The organism is Enterobacter cloacae complex sp. 385G4 (assembly GCF_057320665.1).
Map to the genome: position 1 here is coordinate 16,314 of NZ_JBXWDD010000013.1, position 18,891 is coordinate 35,204.

The following is an 18,891-nucleotide window of genomic DNA, read 5'->3' on the forward strand; positions in this document are numbered from 1 at the left end:
GAGCCTGCTAATCAGTCAAATGTTCGTGAAGTGTAACAGATTGGGCGCAATTGCCCTACGATTCAACCACCGCGAAAGAAACGCGCTGGCTGCTCGTCTGGCGATAAATCCGGCGCTAAATCGTTGTCCTGGCTGGGTGAATTTTGTTCATCCCCGCCCTCACGCAGTCGGAACTCTTCGTCCTGGGCTGTCGCCTGTTCGACCAATTCCGGATTAATCTCGCGTTTAACCTCCACTCCCAGGCTGCGGAATGCTTCAGCCTGCGCAAGCAGGTTGCTACGCCCGGAGGAGAGCTTTTTCATCGCCTGGCGGTAGTTATCCTGCGCACGATCCAGGCTTTGCCCGACGGAGGACATGTCGTCCACGAAGAGGCGCATTTTGTCGTACAGCTTGCTGGCGCGATCGGCAATCTGCTGGGCGTTACGGCTCTGGTGCTCATAGCGCCACAGGTTCGCAATGGTGCGTAAAGCCACCAGCAGCGTGGTGGGGCTGACCAGCATAATGTTATTTTTCAGCGCTTCGGTGATCAGTTCGGGCTGTCTGTCGAGCGCCAGCAAAAACGCGGGTTCGACCGGGATAAACATCAGCACGTAGTCCAGCGAGCGCAGCCCCGGCAGTTGCTGATAATCTTTTCTGCCCAGCAGGCGAATATGGTTACGCACGGAGGCAATGTGCTCCTGCAGCGCCGATTCGCGCGTATAGTCATCTTCAGCGTTGAAGTAACGCTCATAGGCCACCAGCGTCATTTTGGCGTCAATGACCACATCTTTGCCCTGCGGCAGACGCACAATCACATCTGGCTGCATTCGCGAGCGGGCATCGTTTTCGATACTCACCTGCGTTTCGTATTCATACCCTTCCCGCAGGCCAGAGGCCTCCAGCACGCGGGTGAGCACCACTTCCCCCCAGTTACCCTGGGTTTTGTTATCGCCTTTCAGCGCCCGCGTCAGGTTGACCGCTTCCTGCGCCATCTGGGCATTCAGCTGTTGAAGATTGCGGATCTCATGCGCCAGCGTGTGGCGTTCGCGGGCTTCCTGACCAAAGCTGTCCTGTACCTGACGGCGAAAGCCGTCCAGCTGTTCGCGCAGCGGCGTCAGCAGGCTGTTCAGGCTCTGGCGATTTTGCTCATCAACGCGGCGGTTGCTGTGCTCGAAAATGCGGTTGGCGAGGTTCTCGAACTGCTCGCTGAGGCGCTGCTCGCTGTTGATCATCTGGCGGATTTTGTCTTCGGCATGCAGCTGGGTGGATTCAAGGCGGGTAGTCACTTCGCGGAGATCGGCCTCCAGCGAGGTGTTGATATCACGCAGGTTACGCAGTTCGTTATTGAGCAGTTCACACTCGTCGCGCCAGTGGTCGCTTAGGGCAAGCTGCTGTTTTGCGGCGCTTAAATCGGCGACGATCTCTTCGCGTTCAGCCAACTGCTCGGCCTTCTGCTGTACATGCTGATAGCTGGATATCAGCCAGCCTATCGCCACGCCCGCCAGCGCAATTACCGCATAAATCAGGATTGATATATCCACAATGCCCCCTGCATCAACGTATTACCCGCACAAAATAAGATTGTGCTGTATAAACGTCCAGTTTGAAAGGGTTTTCCTGCGAGGCGCTACGCAAAAAATAAAGGCCGAACGCGTCGGCCTTTTATCTCAGAGAGGAGAACTAGATCAGGCGGCGAGCCGCTTCAACCACGATTTTCACCGCGTGACTTTCTGTCTGCTTCATGGTTTCGGCGTTCGGGATCTCCTGCTGGGTACGGTTGACGATAACGCCCGCCACCATACCGGCACGCAGACCCTGGCTTGCGCACATGGTCAGCAGCGTTGCGGATTCCATCTCGTAGTTCATCACGCCCATAGACTGCCACTCTTCCATTGAGCCTTTGAAGCGGCTCACCACGCGGCCTGAGAAGGTGTCGTAACGCTCCTGGCCCGGATAGAAGGTATCAGAAGAGGCAGTTACGCCCACGTGAGTGGTTGCGCCCACGGATTTCGCCGCTTCAACCAGCGCGGTGGTGCACTCGAAGTCAGCCACTGCCGGGAATTCCATCGGTGCAAAGTGCAGGCTTGCGCCGTCCAGACGCACGGAAGCGGTCGTCACCAGCACGTCGCCCACGTTAATGTGCGGCTGAATCGCGCCGGTGGTGCCGATACGCAGGAAAGTACGAATGCCCAGCTGCGCCAGCTCTTCCACGGCGATAGAGGTAGACGGGCCACCGATACCGGTAGAGCACACAATCACCGCTTTGCCATCCAGCTCTGCGCGCCAGGTGGTGAATTCACGATGGGCAGCCAGCTTGACCGGCTTATCCATCAGCGCGGCGATCTTTTCCACACGCTCTGGGTCGCCAGGGACGATAGCGAGCGTAGCCCCTTGTAAATCGTTTTTAGTGAGGCCGAGATGAAAAACATCAGACTTAGACATAGGTGACTCCTCTGTGGGTCGGTTAGTCAGAAGAAGTAAAACGGTACTTTACAGAAGCGGTAAGCATAATTTCGTGACGCATCTCACCATGAATGAAAATGATTGCATTGAATTTCCATCAAAAAGTGATTCACATCACATTAACAAGTTATATCGTCGGGTGCTGCACAAAAGATAGACCGTTTAAGGCACTGTGAGTTGTTAACCTGGTGTCTATATTTACCTTTGCGCTAACTCATTGGTACGGAGAATGCCATGACTGAAAAAACCGGATTTGCACCTGCTGCGGCTCCGCATGCTTCAACCGTCGTCTCAACCTCAGAAGAGGCCATTACGGCGGGCGAGACCTCTATTCCCTCGCAGGGAGAGAATATGCCTGCTTACCACGCCCGACCAAAATCGGCAGAAGGTCCGCTGCCCATTGTGATCGTGGTCCAGGAAATTTTCGGCGTTCACGAACACATTCGCGACCTCTGCCGCCGGCTGGCGCTGGAAGGCTATCTGGCCGTTGCGCCAGAGCTCTACTTCCGTCAGGGCGATCCGAACGATTACAGCGATATTCCCACCTTGCTCAGCAACCTGGTCAGCAAAGTCCCGGATGCGCAGGTGCTGGCCGATCTCGACCACGTCGCCAGTTGGGCGGCGCGCAACGGGGGCGATCCCCATCGTCTGCTGGTCACCGGTTTCTGCTGGGGCGGACGCATCAGTTGGCTGTATGCCGCGCATAACCCGCAGCTTAAAGCCGCCGTTGCCTGGTACGGCAAACTGGTGGGCGAAAAGACGCTGAACTCACCGAAGCATCCGGTTGATATCGCTACCGATCTCAATGCCCCGGTGTTAGGGCTATATGGTGGCCAGGATACCGGCATTCCGCTTGATACCGTCGAGACGATGCGCCACGCGCTGCGGGCGGCGAACGCGAAGGCCGAAATCGTGGTGTATCCCGATGCCGGACACGCGTTTAATGCCGATTATCGTCCGAGCTATCACGCGGAATCCGCGAAAGATGGCTGGCAGAGAATGCTGGCATGGTTTAGCCAGTACGGTGGGAAGAAAGCATAAAAAAAGCCCGGTGGCGACTGCGCCTTACCGGGCCTGCGCGTCATCAAGCCTGACGCAAATTCTGCGCCGCCTTCACCATGTTGGCGAGCGCCGCACGCGTCTCCGGCCAGCCGCGGGTTTTCAGGCCGCAGTCCGGGTTTACCCACAGGCGTTCCGCCGGGATGCGCTGAGCGGCTTTTTTAAGCAGCGCCTCAATCCACTCCACGCTCGGCACGTTCGGGGAGTGAATGTCGTACACGCCCGGCCCAATTTCGTTCGGGTAGTCGAACTCTTCAAACGACTCCAGCAGTTCCATGTCTGAACGCGAGGTCTCGATGGTGATCACGTCTGCATCCAGCGCGGCAATCGAATCCATGATGTCGTTAAATTCGCAGTAACACATATGGGTGTGGATCTGGGTGTCGTCCTTCGCCACTGCGGCGTTGATGCGGAACGCTTCCACGCCCCACTGCAGGTAAGCATCCCAGTCGCTGCGGCGCAGCGGCAAACCTTCGCGCAGCGCCGGTTCGTCAATCTGGATGATGCCAATCCCCGCCGCCTCCAGATCCGCCACTTCATCACGCAGCGCCAGGGCGATCTGTTTGGCGATGGTTTCACGGGTCACGTCTTCGCGCGGGAACGACCAGCAGAGGATGGTCACCGGGCCGGTCAGCATGCCTTTTACCGGCTTGTCGGTCAGGGACTGGGCGTACTTCGCCCACTCCACCGTGATCGGTTCCGGGCGGCTGACGTCGCCAATGACCACCGGCGGCTTCACGCAGCGGGAGCCGTAGCTCTGTACCCAGCCGTTCTGGGTAAAGACGAAGCCGTCCAGGTGCTCACCGAAATATTCCACCATGTCGTTACGCTCGGCTTCACCGTGCACCAGCACGTCCAGCCCGAGGCGTTCCTGCTCGATAATCGCCTGCTTGATGTGTTCCGCAATGCCGGTGCGGTAGTGATTCGCATCCAAATTGCCCTTTTTGAAGTCCAGACGCAGGCCGCGGATCTCGGTAGTTTGCGGGAATGAACCGATGGTCGTGGTCGGCCATGCGGGCAGGTTGAAGCGGGCGCGCTGGGCTTCGGCACGTACCTCGTACGGGCTCTGACGCTGGCTGTCCCCGGCGGTGATGGCCGCCAGACGTTTTTCTACCGCCGGGTTGTGCACGCGAGCCGAGTGACGACGCGCCTGAATCGGTGCGCTCCAGTCGGTAATCGCCGCCGTGTCGCCGCTGTTGAGCGCGTCGCGCAGCAGTGCCAGCTCTTCACATTTTTGCAGGGCGAAGGCAAACCAGCTTTTCACTTCAGGGTCGAGACGGGTCTCCACGCTCAGATCGATCGGACTGTGCAGCAGCGAGCATGATGATGCCACCCACAGCTCGCGTTTGCCGACGATGTCTTTAATTTGGGCGTATTTCTCGGTCAGATCGGCGCGCCAGACGTTACGGCCGTTGACCAGACCGGCGGAGAGCAACCACTCCTCAGGCAGGCGCTTGTGCAGCTCTGCGACATCGTCCTTACCGTGAACCAGGTCAACGTGCAGGCCCTGAACCGGCAGCGCGGTGATAGTGTCGAGGTTCGGCGTCACGCCCTCGAAATAGGTGGTCAGCAGCAGCTTCACCTGGCCGGTGAGCGCGTCATACGCCGGTTTGAAGGCATCGAGCCACTCCTGCGGCAGCTCCAGCACCAGCGCGGGTTCGTCGATTTGCACCCACTGAATGCCGCGCTTGCCCAGCTCAATCAGCACCTGCTTATAGACCGGCAGAATATCGTTCAGCAGGCTGAGGCGGTCAAATTGTTCGCCCTTCACTTTACCCAGCCACAGGTAGGTTACCGGCCCCAGCAATACGGGCTTCACCTGGTGGCCCAGCGCCAGTGCTTCATCCACTTCGTCCAGAAGCTGCGTCCAGGCCAGCGTAAACTGCTGACCTTTGACGAACTCCGGCACCATATAGTGATAGTTGGTGTTAAACCACTTGGTCATTTCCGCCGCTGCCGCTGGCTCACCCGTTGGCGCGCGGCCACGGCCGATGCGGAACAGGGTGTCGATATCCACCGATCCATCTTTGTTCTGATGACGAGCCGGCACGTTGCCCAGCAGCAGGCTGGTCGTCAGAACATGGTCGTACCAGGCGAAATCGCCCACAGGCAGCAGGTCAATACCCGCCTGTTTTTGCTGATCCCAGTGACGGGCGCGCAGCTCCCGCCCCACCGCCAGGAGTTCTTCACGGGTGGCGTTGCCCGCCCAGTAGCTTTCTTGCGCTTTTTTCAGCTCGCGACGCAGGCCAACGCGAGGAAAACCGAGAGTGTGAGTGCGGATTGTCATGGTATGCCCCTTGTGAAATTTGTTATTTAGACGTCCAGATGTTTACACATCTATAATTGGCAGGTACTGTATATTCCTCAAGCGCAAAATGTTCATGGCGGAGTGAAGGACTTTCATGATCGAGATTAAACACCTGAAAACGCTACAAGCGTTGCGGAACTGCGGTTCGCTCGCGGCGGCGGCGGCCACGCTGCACCAGACCCAGTCCGCCCTTTCTCACCAGTTCAGCGATCTGGAACAACGCCTCGGATTTCGTCTTTTTGTGCGTAAGAGCCAGCCTTTGCGCTTTACGCCGCAGGGTGAAATTCTTCTTCAACTGGCGAATCAGGTACTGCCGCAGATCGCCAGCGCGCTGCAGGCGTGTAACGAGCCGCAGCAGACCAAACTGCGGATCGCCATTGAGTGCCACAGCTGTATTCAGTGGCTGACCCCCGCGCTTGAGAACTTTCGCCAGAAGTGGCCGCAGGTGGAGATGGACTTTAAATCCGGCGTGACGTTCGACCCGCAGCCCTCGCTCCAGCAGGGCGAGCTGGATCTGGTGATGACGTCCGACATCCTGCCGCGCAGCGGCCTGCACTATTCGCCGATGTTTGATTTTGAGGTGCGTCTGGTGCTGGCGCCGGACCATCCGCTGGCGGCCAAAACGCGCATTACGCCGGAAGATCTGGCGACAGAAACGCTGCTGATTTACCCGGTTCAGCGCAGCCGCCTGGATATCTGGCGTCATTTTCTGCAGCCGGCAGGCATCAGCCCTCAACTGAAAAGCGTGGATAACACCCTGCTGCTGATCCAGATGGTGGCGGCCAGCATGGGTATCGCGGCGCTGCCGCACTGGGTGGTTGAGAGCTTTGAACGCCAGGGTCTGGTGGTCACCAAAACCCTGGGGGAAGGACTGTGGAGCCGGTTGTACGCCGCCGTGCGCGATGGCGAGCAGCGTCAGCCGGTTACGGAGGCGTTTATTCGCTCAGCGCGGAACCACGCGTGCGACCATCTTCCGTTTGTGCGGAGCGCGGAGCGACCCAGCGGCGATGGACCCACAGTGAAGCCAGGATCACCGCCCCCCCAATAAGGAAGCTCGGCCAGTGCGGCTGTTCCTGCCAGATGGCAAGGTTCACCAGCAGCCCCGCCGGGACGTGCACGTTGTTCATGATCCCCAGCGTACCGGCGTCTACCTGCGTAGCGCCGTAGTTCCACATAAAGTACCCCAGCCCCGACGCCACCACGCCCAGCCAGACCAGAACGCTCCACTGCACGGTGGTGGTCGGCAGCTTTTGCGGGTTGCCGAGCATAAACCACGCCGCCACCGCGACGATCGCCGCACCCATATAGAACCACGCAAACGCGTTGTGCTGCGGCATCGGGCGGGTTTCCATCAGGCGCTTGTAGCCCACCATACCAATGGCAAAGCTGATGTTGGCAAGCTGGACGAACATCAGCCCTGTCCAGAAGTGATCGCTAACTTTGTCGTAGCGAATGATCGCCGCGCCAATAACCGCCAGCGCGGCGCTTAGCAGATATCCCCAGCGCAGACGGCGCCTGCTGAGCAGGTCGTAGATCAGGGTGATATAGAGCGGCGTCAGCACGGTAAAGAGCAGGAATTCGGAGACGGACAGGTAGACGTAAGCCCGGAAGCTGAACAGATACATGATGCCAAGCTGCATCGCCCCCACCAGCATGTACAGCAGAATGGTTTTCAGCGATTGCCCGCGCGTGCGCAGGAACGGCAGAAACACCAGCGCCGCCAGCCCCACGCGCATTAGCACCGAGAAGTAGCTGTCGACCGAACCGGCAAGGTATTCGCCAATCAGGCTAAAGGAGAAGGCCCACAGGATAGTGGTGATAATGAGTAGCGCCACAATGCTTGTCTCTCAGAAAGAAGGACAGGCATTGTAGCGAACTCTTTAGTTGACAACTGAACAATAAACAACCGAATGAAGATTATTCAAGGAACAGTTTGCGCAGGTATTTCGGTACCGCGTTGTCTGCGTTGGTGCCGATGACCTCCAGCTCCGGATGCAGATCCTTCAGGCGCTGGTGCGCGTTTTCCATGATGCAGCCTTTGCCCGCCATAGAGAGCATCTCGGCGTCGTTCATGCCGTCGCCAAAGGCGATACAGTCTTTAAGCGCGAAGCCCAGACGTTTCGCAACCGCTTCGAGCGCGTGACCTTTGGAAACGCCGCCCGCCATCACTTCCAGACAGGTCAGGGTAGAGAAGCTCACGTTGACGCGATCGCCCCAGCGGGCGTTGATCGCCTGCTCAAGCGGCAGCAGCTCTTCGTGGCTGTCGCAGGTGAAGAACACCTTGCTGATCCCCTCTGGATCCAGCAGGCACGGCTCATACAGGGAGTAGTTGAATACCGCTTCCTTGAAGAAACGCATTTCATCCGGGCGGTGGCGGTTCATGAACCATTCGTCGTCACGGTATACGTTGGTGACGATAGCCGGATTGTTATGCACCACGCCGAAGAGATCGGCAGCAATATCGCGATCCAGGTTATGGGTGAAGATCAGGTTGCCGTCGGTATCATGCACGCGCGCACCGTTGGAGGTGATCATGTACGACTTGATCTCCAGATTATCGCGGATCTGCCCCACGTCCACGTGGTGGCGGCCGGTAGCGAACACAAAGTTCACGCCACGGGCGGTCAGAAGCTTTAAGGTCTCTTTCGCATAAGGCGACAGGGTGTGGTCGGGGGAAAGCAGCGTGCCATCTAAATCAGATGCAACAACCTGGTACATAGGAAAATTTAACCTCAATAGAAAATCAGTTATGCCGGTCGAAAAACTCGACGATGGCGTTAAGCGCGACTGAGCGCATAGCGTCCTTTTCAAAAAGGATCTCATGGTACGCGCCGTTGATGACCAGCGGTTTACCCCCTTCACAAGGGTGACCGGCGGCAGCGCGCAGTTCACAATAGCGGTCATGCATGCGGTTATCCACCACACGCTCTTCCTCCGCCTGAATCAGAAGCGTCGGCGTGTCATCATCGCCTACGCCTGCCAGCACCTGCTCACCGGCCAGAATACCCTCACGCACCCAGTGCCAGGTCGGGCCGCCGACGCGCAAGCGCGGTTCATCGGCATAAAAGCGCAGGTTGCGGCGATAGCGCTGCCGACTGTGGGTTAAGACGTTGATGGCGAACGGCAATGCGCGCCAGCGTCCGGTTCCGATGGCATAGCCTTCACGAATGCGCTGATGGCCCTCAGCCCAGTCGAGAAGATGGCGCACCATCCAGTCGGGAAAACGAATGACAATACCGTACATCGGCGCGGTGAGCGCAATGGCGTCGCACTGGTGCTCATACCGCTGCAAAAACAGCGTCGAAATGGCGCCGCCCATGGAGTGCGCAAGGATGTACCGCTTGCGCCAGGGGCCGGGCTGAACTTCCTGCTGCCAGAACGCGGCAAAATCGTCGACATAATCGCTGAAGTGATCCACATGTCCGCGGTGCGTATCCGGCAGCATGCGCCCGGACAGCCCCTGTCCACGGTGGTCGATGATCAGCACGTCAAACCCCATGTTGACCAGGTCGTAGGCCAGTTCGGCATATTTAACGTAGCTTTCGATACGCCCGGGGCAGACCACGATCACCCGGTCATTTTTTTCATTGCGGAAGCGAACGAAGCGCACCGGGATGCCACCGACGCCCGTAAACTCGTCTTCCTCACGCTGCCGCCAGAAATCGGTCAGCGGCCCCATTGAGAAAGCAGCAAACGCGTTTTCTCGTGTTTCCCAGTCCTTTTTCTGCTGAAACATTGGGTTTCCACTCACGTAATCCAGGGAATATCGTTTTTTTTCGTCACTGGTCACAAAATGACTCAACAATAGCGTATTGTGGCATAAAAATAGACGGTTCGGGAGCTTCAAATGACCTTCGAGTGGTGGTTCGCCTACCTGCTGACATCAATCATCCTTAGCCTTTCACCCGGCTCTGGCGCCATTAACACTATGACCACCTCCATCAACCACGGCTATCGCGGTGCGGCGGCGTCCATTGCCGGTTTACAGACCGGGCTCGGCATTCATATTGTGCTGGTGGGGATTGGTCTGGGGACGCTGTTCTCTCGTTCGGTGCTGGCCTTTGAGGTACTGAAATGGGCCGGTGCGGCGTATCTGATTTGGCTCGGTATCCAGCAGTGGCGCGCGGCAGGCTCGATTGACCTGAATACGCTCTCCAGGACGCAAACGCGCGGCCATCTGTTTAAGCGCGCGGTGTTCGTGAACCTGACGAACCCGAAAAGCATTGTGTTCCTCGCCGCCCTTTTCCCACAGTTTATCGTGCCACATCAGCCTCAGGTCATGCAGTACGTGGTGCTGGGCGCGACCACCATTATTGTCGATATCATCGTGATGATTGGTTACGCGACGCTGGCGCAGCGGATAGCGGCGTGGATCAAAGGGCCTAAGCAGATGAAGGCCCTGAATAAAGTCTTTGGTTCGCTGTTTATGCTGGTTGGCGCGCTGCTTGCGTCAGCGCGTCATGCTTAGCGAGAGATGATGAGATGAATGCCGAAGCCGGCGAACAGCGCGCCGGCGAAGCCGTCGATCCACTTCGCGATGCGCTGATAGCCGCGGCGCATCGCCGGTAAGGCGAACAGGCTGGCAACAATAGTGAACCAGGCGAACGTCTCAACAACGATCAGCAGGAAGATCCCCCAGCGCGCGCCTGCGCCGACGCTGTCACCCACAAACAGCGAGAACACGGATCCGAAATAGATAATCGCTTTCGGGTTTGCCAGGTTAGTCAGGAGCCCTTTTACAAAGCTGCGGCCGCCCGTTGCCAGCTCTACCTTTGGCTCTTCCGGTTTTTTCTCTTCTTTCTTCAGCGCCCCGCGCAGCATCTGGTAGCCCATCCAGCACAGGTACAGCCCGCCGCCAACCATAATGATGTTATGCAGCCAGGCCATCTTCGCCAGGATCAGGTTCAGACCGAGCAGCGCGACCGCCGCCCAGACCATAACGCCCATGGTAATACCGAGCACGCCCATCATCGCCTCTTTGCGGGAGCGGCTGACGGCAGTTTGCGACACGAAGAAAAAGTCTGGGCCAGGGCTCATCAGCGCAACGATGTGCACTAACGCCACGGTGAGAAATAGCATTAACATAATTAGCTCGCGGGGAAATAATTCAGTGAGTCATCATCCTGGCACTTTTTCGCCCGGCTGACTACTCCTCATCATCACCATCGGCGTGAGAGCGGATAAGCGCCATAAACTCTTTACCGAAGCGCTCCAGCTTGCGCGTCCCCACGCCGTTAACGCTGAGCATTTCGCTGGCGCTGAGCGGCATCTGCTCGGCCATCTCTATCAGCGTCGCGTCGTTGAACACCACGTATGGCGGGATGTTCTCTTCGTCAGCGATAGCTTTACGCAGCTTGCGGAGCTTGGCAAACAGCTTGCGGTCATAGTTACCGCCGTAGGATTTCTGCATCACGCGCGGCTTGAGGGCGACCACGCGCGGCACGGCGAGCTTGAGCTCAACGTCACCGCGCAGCACCGGACGCGCTGCTTCGGTCAGCTGTAGCGCGGAGTGCTGGGCAATGTTCTGTGTGGCAAAGCCGAGGTGGATCAGCTGACGAATAATGCTGACCCAGTGCTCGTGGCTCTGGTCTTTACCGATGCCGTAAACCGGCAGCTTGTCGTGCCCCAAGTCGCGGATACGCTGGTTATTGGCACCGCGCAGCACTTCCACCACGTAGCCCATCCCGAAGCGTTGATTCACGCGGTAAATGGTCGAGAGCGCTTTGCGCGCGTCCATCAGACCATCGTACTGCTTTGGCGGATCGAGGCAGATATCGCAGTTGCCGCACGGCTCCTGTCGCCCTTCACCAAAGTAGTTGAGCAGCACCAGACGGCGGCAGGTTTGCGCTTCAGCGAAGGCACCCATCGCGTTGAGCTTGTGGCGCTCAATGTCCTGGAGTTGTCCCTGCGGCTTCTCTTCCAGACAGCGGCGCAGCCACGCCATATCGGCCGGATCGTAAAACAGCATCGCTTCCGCAGGCAGGCCGTCACGGCCGGCGCGGCCGGTCTCCTGATAGTAGGATTCGATATTGCGCGGAATGTCGAAATGCACCACAAAGCGCACGTTCGGCTTGTTGATGCCCATCCCGAACGCCACCGTCGCGACGACGATTTGCAGGTCGTCGCGCTGGAATTTCTCCTGCACGTCGGCGCGGATGTGGTTCTCCAGCCCGGCGTGATAGGCCGCGGCGCTAAAGCCGCGATTTTGCAGACGCGCGGCGGTGTCTTCCACCTTCGCACGGCTGTTGCAGTAGATGATGCCGGACTTGCCGCGCTGCTCCTGAACGTAGCGCAGGAGCTGGTCCAGCGGCTTGAATTTTTCCATCAGCATGTAGCGGATGTTCGGGCGGTCGAAGCTGCTGACCTGAATATACGGGTCGTTCAGCCCCAGCAGGCGAACAATGTCCAGACGCGTGGTGTCGTCCGCCGTGGCGGTAAGCGCCATAAACGGCAGTTCAGGGAAGCGCTGACGCAGCTGGCCGAGGGCAGCATATTCCGGACGGAAATCGTGTCCCCACTGGGAGATACAGTGCGCTTCATCCACCGCAAGCAGAACCGGATTCCAGTGCGCGAGATGGTCGAGGAAGTTATCCAGCATCAGGCGTTCCGGCGCGATATACAGCAGGCGGATCTGCCCGGTGCGGCACCCGGCCATCACCTCTTGCTGCTGCTCGCGGGTTTGGGTCGAGTTCAGGCAGGCCGCCGCCACGCCGTTGGCGAGCAGCTGGTCGACCTGGTCTTTCATCAGGGAAATGAGAGGCGATACCACGACCGTCAGGCCGTTAAGCACCAGCGCGGGCACCTGATAACAGAGGGATTTACCGCCGCCGGTCGGCATCACCACCAGGCAATCGCGGCCTTCCAGAACCGTTTCAATGATGGTTTCCTGGCCGGGGCGGAACTGCTGGTAGCCAAAGGTTTCATGCAAAACCTGTTTAGCCAGCGACTCCTGATTCAATACTTCCGCCTGCGCCACGTTAACCCCATTTGCGAAAAATAAAACAGGCGCTATTTTCAGCGCCTGAGAGAGAAACTTCAACGTTTAACGCAAAAACATTCGAGCAGCTTAGAGAATATCGTTCAGCATTACGCCCACGCCAACGCGAGTCTGATTGAAGTTGTAGTCGATCAGCGACTCGCCGTAGCCGCTATACACCTGGGTATAGAGACGCACGTGCTTCGTCACCGGGTAGCTCAGACCGAGCTCCGCACCGCCGTAGCCGGTGTTCCAGTTGTACTGGCCTTTCGCGCTCAGCACGGCATCACCAAGCTGGTAGCCGACCTTGAGCTGGTAGTAGCCCATATATTTGGTGATATCCGGGTTGTCATCGGTGCTGCCGAGCACATACCACGGCTTCACTTCCACCATCCAGTTACCGTTCTGCGCCATCAGGCGCGTATAGGCGCGGTTCCAGCTACGGGAGGTTGGATCGGAACGTCCGTTAGAATCATGGTTAAAGCCCACTTCGACGTCGCGCAGCGTCCAGCCAGCAAATTCATAGTCCGTTGCGAAGCCGAGGAAAAGCTGCGGCTCATAGTTGGTTTCACGGAACGGTGAAGATTCGCCGCTGTTGGAGAGCTGCCACCAGGATTTCTGCGTATAAGACGCGCCGAGCACCGAGTTTGGCCCCAGAATACCGCGCCAGAACGGGAACGCGAGGCTAAGCTGGAACTTCACCTCATCCTTACGCGCATTATCAGACCAGTTATAGGAGCTTATCGCTTCTTTGTTGAGATCGCTGGTTTGGGTATAAATCACGTAGTTCGTGTCATACGGGTAGAGCGTGAACGGATTGTCATGCTCCTGCAGCATATTGGCGATAATGCTGCCCTTAACGGCAGGTTTATCATGGACTTCTTTAATCGTCGCTTCCTGCGCATATGCTGTGAGGGGCAGCGCAACCGCCGCCAGTAACCAGGCCAGATACGTCCGCATCGGTGGTGTTCTCCTGCAAAGAGTAAAATTACCTGAATAGTTATGAGGCGAACATTCTACAGACTTCTGCGATAACTGCTGCATCCTCGTTTCTGAAAGTGGAATTCCTTATTGCTGAAGCATAAAATCAACATTTCATTAACAATAAGGATGTAATGTCTCATGTCAGCCATGCTTACCGCCGAAGAAGTGTTAAAACTCGTGGGCGAGATTTTTGTTTACCATATGCCGTTTAACCGTGCGCTGGGTCTTGAGCTGGAGCGTTACGAGAAAGAGTTTGCCCAGCTGAGTTTCAACAACCAGCCGATGATGGTGGGCAACTGGGCGCAAAGTATTCTGCACGGCGGGGTGATTGCCTCCGCGCTGGACGTGGCGGCAGGTCTGGTCTGCGTGGGCAGTACGCTGACGCGCCATGACACCATCAACGAAGATGAACTCCGCCAGCGTCTGGCGCGCATGGGCACCATTGATTTACGCGTCGACTATCTTCGCCCGGGGCGCGGAAACCGCTTTACCTGCACCAGCAGCCTGCTGCGTGCCGGGAATAAAGTTGCCGTTGCCCGCGTTGAGCTGCATAACGAGGAGCAGGTTTATATCGCCAGCGCAACCGCCACTTATATGGTGGGTTGAGGCGGCAAATTCGGGTAAAATTGATTCACTTTTTTGTCACGGATTTTCCCGATGGATGCTAAACAGACGCGGCAGGGCGTTTTACTCGCCCTTGCCGCTTATTTTATTTGGGGTATCGCCCCGGCGTATTTCAAATTTATCGCCTATGTTCCGGCCGACGAGATCCTCACTCACCGCGTCATCTGGTCGTTTTTCTTTATGATCGCGCTGATGAGCCTCAGCCGTCAGTGGTCCGGCGTCAAAACGCTGCTGCAAACCCCTAAAAAGGTCTTCCTGCTGGCGCTTTCTGCGGTGCTGATCGGCGGCAACTGGCTGCTGTTTATCTGGGCGGTGAATAACCACCACATGCTCGAAGCGAGCCTGGGGTACTTCATTAACCCGCTGGTGAATATCGTGCTGGGGATGATTTTCCTCGGCGAACGCTTCCGCCGGATGCAGTGGGTGGCGGTGATTCTCGCCTTCTGCGGCGTGCTGGTGCAGCTGTGGACCTTTGGATCGCTGCCGGTTATCGCCCTCGGTCTGGCGTTCAGCTTTGCTTTTTACGGCCTGGTACGTAAGAAAATTGCGGTGGAAGCGCAAACCGGGATGCTGTTTGAAACCCTGTGGCTGCTCCCGGTGGCGGCGATCTATCTGTTCGGTATCGCCGACAGCACCACCAGCCATATGGGCAGCAACCCGTGGTCGCTAAACCTGATGCTGATGGCGGCGGGCGTAGTGACCACCATTCCGCTGCTGTGCTTCACCGGTGCGGCAACGCGCCTGCGCCTCTCCACGCTGGGCTTCTTCCAGTACATTGGCCCGACGCTGATGTTCCTGCTGGCGGTGGTGTTTTACGGCGAAGTGCCGGGTGCGGATAAGATGGTGACCTTTGCCTTTATCTGGGTGGCGCTGGCGATTTTCGTCGCCGATGCGATTTATACCCAGCGCAGAACCCGCAGAGGAATGTAGGTGTTTTGTAGGGCGGGTAAGCGCAGCGCCACCCGCCAGATTTTACAGCCAGTTCCGACGCTTAAAGTACAGATATGGTGCCAGCCCGGCGAGGATCATAAAGATAATCGCCCCCGGGTAGCCAAAGCTCCACTTCAGCTCCGGCATAAACTCGAAGTTCATCCCGTAGCTGGACGCCACCAGCGTCGGCGGCAGGAACACCACGGACACTACCGAGAAGATCTTGATAATGCGGTTCTGCTCGATGTTGATAAAGCCCATCGCCGCCTGCATCAGGAAGTTCACCTTCTGGAACAGGGATTCGTTGTGCGGCAGCAGGGATTCGATATCGCGTAAGATCTCACGCGCCTGCTCCAGCTGACCGCCCGGCAGACGCGCCTTGCGCACCAGGAAGTTCAGCGCGCGCTGGGTATCCATCAGACACAAGCGCACCTTCCAGCCGATATCTTCCAGCTCTGCCAGCGTCGAAAGCGCTTCGTCGTACTCATCCCCCTGATGGCCTTCCATGATCACGCGGCTCAGCTTTTCCAGATCGCTGTAGATGTTTTCAATTTCGTCCGCCAGCTGTTCAATTTTAGTTTCGAACAGATCGAGCAGCAGCTCGTAAGCGTTACCGTCCACCATCGCCTGGCTGCGGGCGCGCATGCGGTAGAGACGGAATGCCGGCAGTTCGCGTTCACGCAGAGTAAACAGACGACCGTCGCGAATGGTAAACGCCACGGTGGAGTTGCCCGCGTGATCTTCCGCATCTTCAAAGAAGAAGAAGGAGTGAATGTGCAGGCCGTCTTCATCTTCAAAGAAACGCGCGGAGGCTTCGATGTCTTCCAGTTCCGGGCGGGTTGCCAGGCTTTGCCCCAGCTCAGATTGTACGCGAAGGCGCTCATCGTCGTCCGGCTCGACCAGATCCACCCATACGGCATCAATGAGGGGCTGTGACTCTTCGGCTTCAAGCCGAGTCAGTCGGTTATTTTCGAGTTGAAATGCGCTCAACATGACCGGGACTCCCAATGCAAAAAATATCGGACAGTTCGGTGGGCACACAGAAACAAATTGGGTTTCAGACCATTAAACAGCCTGACTCAGCGCGACGGGAATAATGCAGTCGCTGACAACCACTAAGGCCATCAGCATGAGGAGATAGCCTTAGGAGTTGTTCCTGGATGACAGGGAATTGAGCCAGTATCTACTGGGTGTGTCCAAGGCGAATGTCCTCTTAGCGTAATCGTGCGCGCATGTTACGCCAGCAGTAACTGTGGCGTCAACACGCAACGGAACGCTGAAGGGCATTAATTGACCTTCACTGTATAAGGCTAGCAGATTATTACAAAATAATGATATTTTTCTGAATGTTAGACTGTTTCCAGCTTCGCGTAGGCCGCCACCAGCCATTTGATCCCCTGCCCCTGGAACGCGACCTGCAGGCGGCTGTGCTCGCCGCTGCCTTCCAGATTCACAATGGTACCTTCGCCAAACTTCGAATGGCGCACGCGCTGGCCCAGCTTGTAGCCGGTGTCGGTTTCAGAGATCGGCGAGCCCATGCGCGGATGGCTAACCGGACGGCTGATGCTGGCGCGCAGACGCACCTCTTCCACGCACTCTTCCGGCAGTTCACCGATAAAGCGCGACGGACGGTGATAGACCTCTTTACCGTACAGGCGGCGGGTTTCAGCGTAGGTTAGCGTCAGCTTCTGCATCGCTCGCGTCACGCCCACATAAGCCAGACGACGTTCTTCTTCCAGACGCCCGCCTTCATCGAGCGACATCTGGCTTGGGAACATGCCCTCTTCCATGCCGACGATAAACACCTGCGGGAACTCCAGACCTTTGGCGGAGTGCAGGGTCATCAGTTGAACCGCGTCCTGCCAGGTGTCCGCCTGCCCTTCACCCGCCTCCAGTGCGGCGTGAGAGAGGAACGCCTGCAGCGGCATCAGGTCTTCGTCTTCTTCGTTGTAGCTGAACTGGCGCGTTGCCGTGACCAGTTCCTCTAAGTTCTCAATACGGGTCTGCCCCTTTTCGCCTTTTTCCTGCTCGTACATGGTACGCAGCCCGGAGTCTTTAATCACCCGGTCGGTCTGCACGTGCAGCGGCATGTCGGCGGTTTCCTGCGCCAGGGCATCAATTAATTCCAGGAAGCGCTGGAGCGCGCTGGCGGCGCGTCCGGCAAGGGCCTTTTCCTGCAGCAGCTCGCGGCACGCCTGCCACAGCGTCAGCTGGCGATCGCGCGAGGCCTGACGCACCACGTCCAGCGTACGGTCGCCAATCCCGCGAGTCGGCGTGTTCACCACGCGCTCAAACGCCGCGTCGTCGTTGCGGTTGGCGATCAGGCGCAGATACGAAAGCGCATCTTTGATCTCCTGACGTTCGAAGAATCGCATGCCGCCGTAAATGCGGTACGGCATGCTTACCTGCAGCAGCGCCTCTTCCAGCACGCGCGACTGGGCGTTGCTGCGGTAGAGAATGGCGCACTGCTCCAGCGCGCCGCCGTTGTCCTGCCAGGTTTTGATGCGGTTCACCACGAAGCGGGCTTCGTCGAGCTCGTTGAAGGCGCAGTAAATTGAGATCGGTTCGCCGTCGACGCCGTCGGTCCACAGCTTTTTGCCCAGACGCCCGTTGTTGTTCTCAATCAGGGCGTTGGCCGCGCTCAGGATGTTGCTGGTTGAGCGGTAGTTCTGCTCCAGTCGGATGGTTTGCGCGCCGGGAAAATCGTTGAGGAAGCGCTGGATGTTTTCCACCTGCGCGCCGCGCCAGCCGTAGATCGACTGGTCGTCATCGCCCACGATCATCACCTTGCCGGTATCTCCGGCCAGCAGGCGGATCCACGCGTACTGGATGTTGTTGGTATCCTGGAATTCGTCCACCAGGATGTTGGTGAAGCGTTCGCGGTAGTGCTGCAGGATATGCGGTTTGTTGAGCCACAGCTCGTGGGCGCGCAGCAGCAGCTCGGCGAAATCCACCAGGCCGGCGCGATCGCACGCCTCCTGATAGGCCTTATAGACGTTCTGCCAGGTCTGCTCGACCGGGTTGCCGAAACTCTGAATGTGGTGCGGGCGCAGCCCCTCGTCTTTCTGACCGTTGATGTACCACATCGCCTGACGCGGCGGCCACTGCTTCTCATCGAGGTTCATCGCCTTGATCAGGCGCTTCAGCAGACGGAGCTGATCTTCGCTGTCGAGGATCTGGAAATCCTGCGGCAGGTTAGCGTCCATATGGTGCGCGCGCAGCAGACGGTGCGCCAGGCCGTGGAAGGTGCCAACCCACATGCCGCCCTGGCTGGTGCCCATCAGCTGGGCGATACGGTGACGCATCTCCGCCGCCGCCTTGTTGGTAAACGTCACGGCCATAATCGAGTACGGTGAGCAGTTTTCCACGCTCTGCAGCCAGGCGATACGGTGAACCAGCACGCGTGTCTTACCACTCCCCGCCCCAGCCAGAACCAGCAGGTTGGTGCGCGAGGCGGCAACCGCGTCACGCTGTTTGTCATTAAGGCTGTCGAGCAGGTAAGAAACGTCCATTGGCACCGTCACGTCATGTCGGGCAGGCAAATGTTTCCACTCGCCAAAACCCTGTT

The 18,891-nt window shown here is 57.9% G+C and carries 17 protein-coding genes; 5 read left to right on the plus strand and 12 right to left on the minus strand.

Annotated features, from left to right (window positions below; all coding sequences use genetic code 11):
• Positions 1 to 62: 62 nt before the first annotated feature.
• Both rmuC and udp read right to left on the minus strand, forming a co-directional pair.
• A complete protein-coding gene (gene rmuC, locus AC2FAJ_RS21365) occupies positions 63 to 1,520 on the minus strand; it encodes a DNA recombination protein RmuC (protein ID WP_485454503.1) in 1,458 nt (485 codons plus the stop codon).
• 139 nt (positions 1,521 to 1,659) lie between these two features.
• Entirely contained in the window at positions 1,660 to 2,421 is a 762-nt protein-coding gene (gene udp, locus AC2FAJ_RS21370; protein WP_003860792.1) for a uridine phosphorylase, read from the minus strand.
• A gap of 255 nt (positions 2,422 to 2,676) precedes the next feature.
• Between udp and AC2FAJ_RS21375 the strand changes: the two genes are divergently transcribed.
• Complete coding sequence (locus AC2FAJ_RS21375; protein ID WP_333112696.1) at positions 2,677 to 3,483, plus strand: dienelactone hydrolase family protein; 807 nt, start codon at positions 2,677 to 2,679, stop codon at positions 3,481 to 3,483.
• 43 nt (positions 3,484 to 3,526) lie between these two features.
• Here AC2FAJ_RS21375 and metE read toward each other — a convergent pair whose 3' ends face one another.
• Positions 3,527 to 5,788 carry a 5-methyltetrahydropteroyltriglutamate--homocysteine S-methyltransferase gene (gene metE, locus AC2FAJ_RS21380; RefSeq protein ID WP_485454504.1) on the minus strand — a complete coding sequence of 754 codons (2,262 nt, stop codon included), beginning with the start codon at positions 5,786 to 5,788 and terminating at the stop codon, positions 3,527 to 3,529.
• A 115-nt stretch (positions 5,789 to 5,903) separates the two neighbouring features.
• Between metE and metR the strand changes: the two genes are divergently transcribed.
• Positions 5,904 to 6,857, plus strand: coding sequence for an HTH-type transcriptional regulator MetR (gene metR / locus AC2FAJ_RS21385; protein ID WP_028014783.1), 954 nt, complete (start codon positions 5,904 to 5,906; stop codon positions 6,855 to 6,857).
• On the opposite strand, the gene AC2FAJ_RS21390 is transcribed toward metR, so the two are convergent.
• The 3 genes from AC2FAJ_RS21390 to pldB form a co-directional block, all read right to left on the minus strand.
• Positions 6,745 to 7,644, minus strand: a complete 900-nt coding sequence (locus tag AC2FAJ_RS21390) for a carboxylate/amino acid/amine transporter (RefSeq protein WP_032644934.1) — start codon at positions 7,642 to 7,644, stop codon at positions 6,745 to 6,747. The genes metR and AC2FAJ_RS21390 overlap by 113 nt on opposite strands.
• An 82-nt stretch (positions 7,645 to 7,726) precedes the next feature.
• Complete coding sequence (gene yigL / locus AC2FAJ_RS21395) at positions 7,727 to 8,527, minus strand: sugar/pyridoxal phosphate phosphatase YigL (RefSeq protein WP_485454505.1); 801 nt, start codon at positions 8,525 to 8,527, stop codon at positions 7,727 to 7,729.
• Between the two features lie 25 nt (positions 8,528 to 8,552).
• The gene (gene pldB / locus AC2FAJ_RS21400; RefSeq protein ID WP_041911835.1) at positions 8,553 to 9,545 is read right to left on the minus strand and encodes a lysophospholipase L2; all 993 of its coding nucleotides are present in this window, start codon (positions 9,543 to 9,545) and stop codon (positions 8,553 to 8,555) included.
• Between the two features lie 111 nt (positions 9,546 to 9,656).
• Here pldB and rhtB point away from each other — a divergent pair, with 111 nt between their 5' ends.
• Positions 9,657 to 10,277, plus strand: coding sequence for a homoserine/homoserine lactone efflux protein (rhtB, locus tag AC2FAJ_RS21405; protein WP_028014786.1), 621 nt, complete (start codon positions 9,657 to 9,659; stop codon positions 10,275 to 10,277).
• On the opposite strand, the gene rhtC is transcribed toward rhtB, so the two are convergent.
• The 3 genes from rhtC to pldA all read right to left on the minus strand — a co-directional run bounded on the left by rhtC (position 10,274) and on the right by pldA (position 13,745).
• Entirely contained in the window at positions 10,274 to 10,894 is a 621-nt protein-coding gene (rhtC, locus tag AC2FAJ_RS21410) for a threonine export protein RhtC (RefSeq protein ID WP_010426287.1), read from the minus strand. The two genes, rhtB and rhtC, sit on opposite strands and share 4 nt — an antisense overlap.
• A 61-nt stretch (positions 10,895 to 10,955) precedes the next feature.
• A complete protein-coding gene (gene recQ, locus AC2FAJ_RS21415) occupies positions 10,956 to 12,785 on the minus strand; it encodes an ATP-dependent DNA helicase RecQ (RefSeq protein WP_485454506.1) in 1,830 nt (609 codons plus the stop codon).
• Between the two features lie 90 nt (positions 12,786 to 12,875).
• On the minus strand, positions 12,876 to 13,745 hold the full coding sequence (gene pldA / locus AC2FAJ_RS21420; RefSeq protein ID WP_028014788.1) for a phospholipase A: 870 nt from the start codon (positions 13,743 to 13,745) through the stop codon (positions 12,876 to 12,878).
• Positions 13,746 to 13,907: 162 nt separating this feature from the next.
• On the opposite strand from pldA, the gene yigI reads away from it, so the two are divergent.
• Entirely contained in the window at positions 13,908 to 14,375 is a 468-nt protein-coding gene (yigI, locus tag AC2FAJ_RS21425) for an acyl-CoA thioesterase YigI (RefSeq protein WP_028014789.1), read from the plus strand.
• 51 nt (positions 14,376 to 14,426) lie between these two features.
• On the plus strand, positions 14,427 to 15,323 hold the full coding sequence (rarD, locus tag AC2FAJ_RS21430; protein ID WP_193359251.1) for an EamA family transporter RarD: 897 nt from the start codon (positions 14,427 to 14,429) through the stop codon (positions 15,321 to 15,323).
• A 42-nt stretch (positions 15,324 to 15,365) separates the two neighbouring features.
• Here the strand turns inward: rarD and corA are convergent, their stop codons facing one another.
• The 3 genes from corA to uvrD form a co-directional block, all read right to left on the minus strand.
• On the minus strand, positions 15,366 to 16,316 hold the full coding sequence (gene corA, locus AC2FAJ_RS21435) for a magnesium/cobalt transporter CorA (protein WP_008501540.1): 951 nt from the start codon (positions 16,314 to 16,316) through the stop codon (positions 15,366 to 15,368).
• A 150-nt stretch (positions 16,317 to 16,466) separates the two neighbouring features.
• Positions 16,467 to 16,523 (minus strand): YsgD/CorL family protein, encoded by a 57-nt coding sequence (gene ysgD / locus AC2FAJ_RS21440; protein WP_212743980.1) that lies wholly within the window; start codon positions 16,521 to 16,523, stop codon positions 16,467 to 16,469.
• 149 nt (positions 16,524 to 16,672) lie between these two features.
• Positions 16,673 to 18,835, minus strand: a complete 2,163-nt coding sequence (gene uvrD, locus AC2FAJ_RS21445; RefSeq protein ID WP_041911833.1) for a DNA helicase II — start codon at positions 18,833 to 18,835, stop codon at positions 16,673 to 16,675.
• Positions 18,836 to 18,891 lie beyond the last annotated feature (56 nt).

What these genes read in the sequence shown, in the direction of transcription:
- yigL (WP_485454505.1), bottom strand. Translation starts at nt 8,527, where the DNA reads ATGTACCAGGTTGTTGCATCTGATTTAGATGGCACGCTGCTTTCCCCC.
- rhtC (WP_010426287.1), bottom strand. Translation starts at nt 10,894, where the DNA reads ATGTTAATGCTATTTCTCACCGTGGCGTTAGTGCACATCGTTGCGCTG.
- uvrD (WP_041911833.1), bottom strand. Translation starts at nt 18,835, where the DNA reads ATGGACGTTTCTTACCTGCTCGACAGCCTTAATGACAAACAGCGTGAC.
- metR (WP_028014783.1), top strand. Translation starts at nt 5,904, where the DNA reads ATGATCGAGATTAAACACCTGAAAACGCTACAAGCGTTGCGGAACTGC.
- udp (WP_003860792.1), bottom strand. Translation starts at nt 2,421, where the DNA reads ATGTCTAAGTCTGATGTTTTTCATCTCGGCCTCACTAAAAACGATTTA.
- corA (WP_008501540.1), bottom strand. Translation starts at nt 16,316, where the DNA reads ATGTTGAGCGCATTTCAACTCGAAAATAACCGACTGACTCGGCTTGAA.
- AC2FAJ_RS21375 (WP_333112696.1), top strand. Translation starts at nt 2,677, where the DNA reads ATGACTGAAAAAACCGGATTTGCACCTGCTGCGGCTCCGCATGCTTCA.
- metE (WP_485454504.1), bottom strand. Translation starts at nt 5,788, where the DNA reads ATGACAATCCGCACTCACACTCTCGGTTTTCCTCGCGTTGGCCTGCGT.
- yigI (WP_028014789.1), top strand. Translation starts at nt 13,908, where the DNA reads ATGTCAGCCATGCTTACCGCCGAAGAAGTGTTAAAACTCGTGGGCGAG.
- rarD (WP_193359251.1), top strand. Translation starts at nt 14,427, where the DNA reads ATGGATGCTAAACAGACGCGGCAGGGCGTTTTACTCGCCCTTGCCGCT.
- rhtB (WP_028014786.1), top strand. Translation starts at nt 9,657, where the DNA reads ATGACCTTCGAGTGGTGGTTCGCCTACCTGCTGACATCAATCATCCTT.
- pldA (WP_028014788.1), bottom strand. Translation starts at nt 13,745, where the DNA reads ATGCGGACGTATCTGGCCTGGTTACTGGCGGCGGTTGCGCTGCCCCTC.
- pldB (WP_041911835.1), bottom strand. Translation starts at nt 9,545, where the DNA reads ATGTTTCAGCAGAAAAAGGACTGGGAAACACGAGAAAACGCGTTTGCT.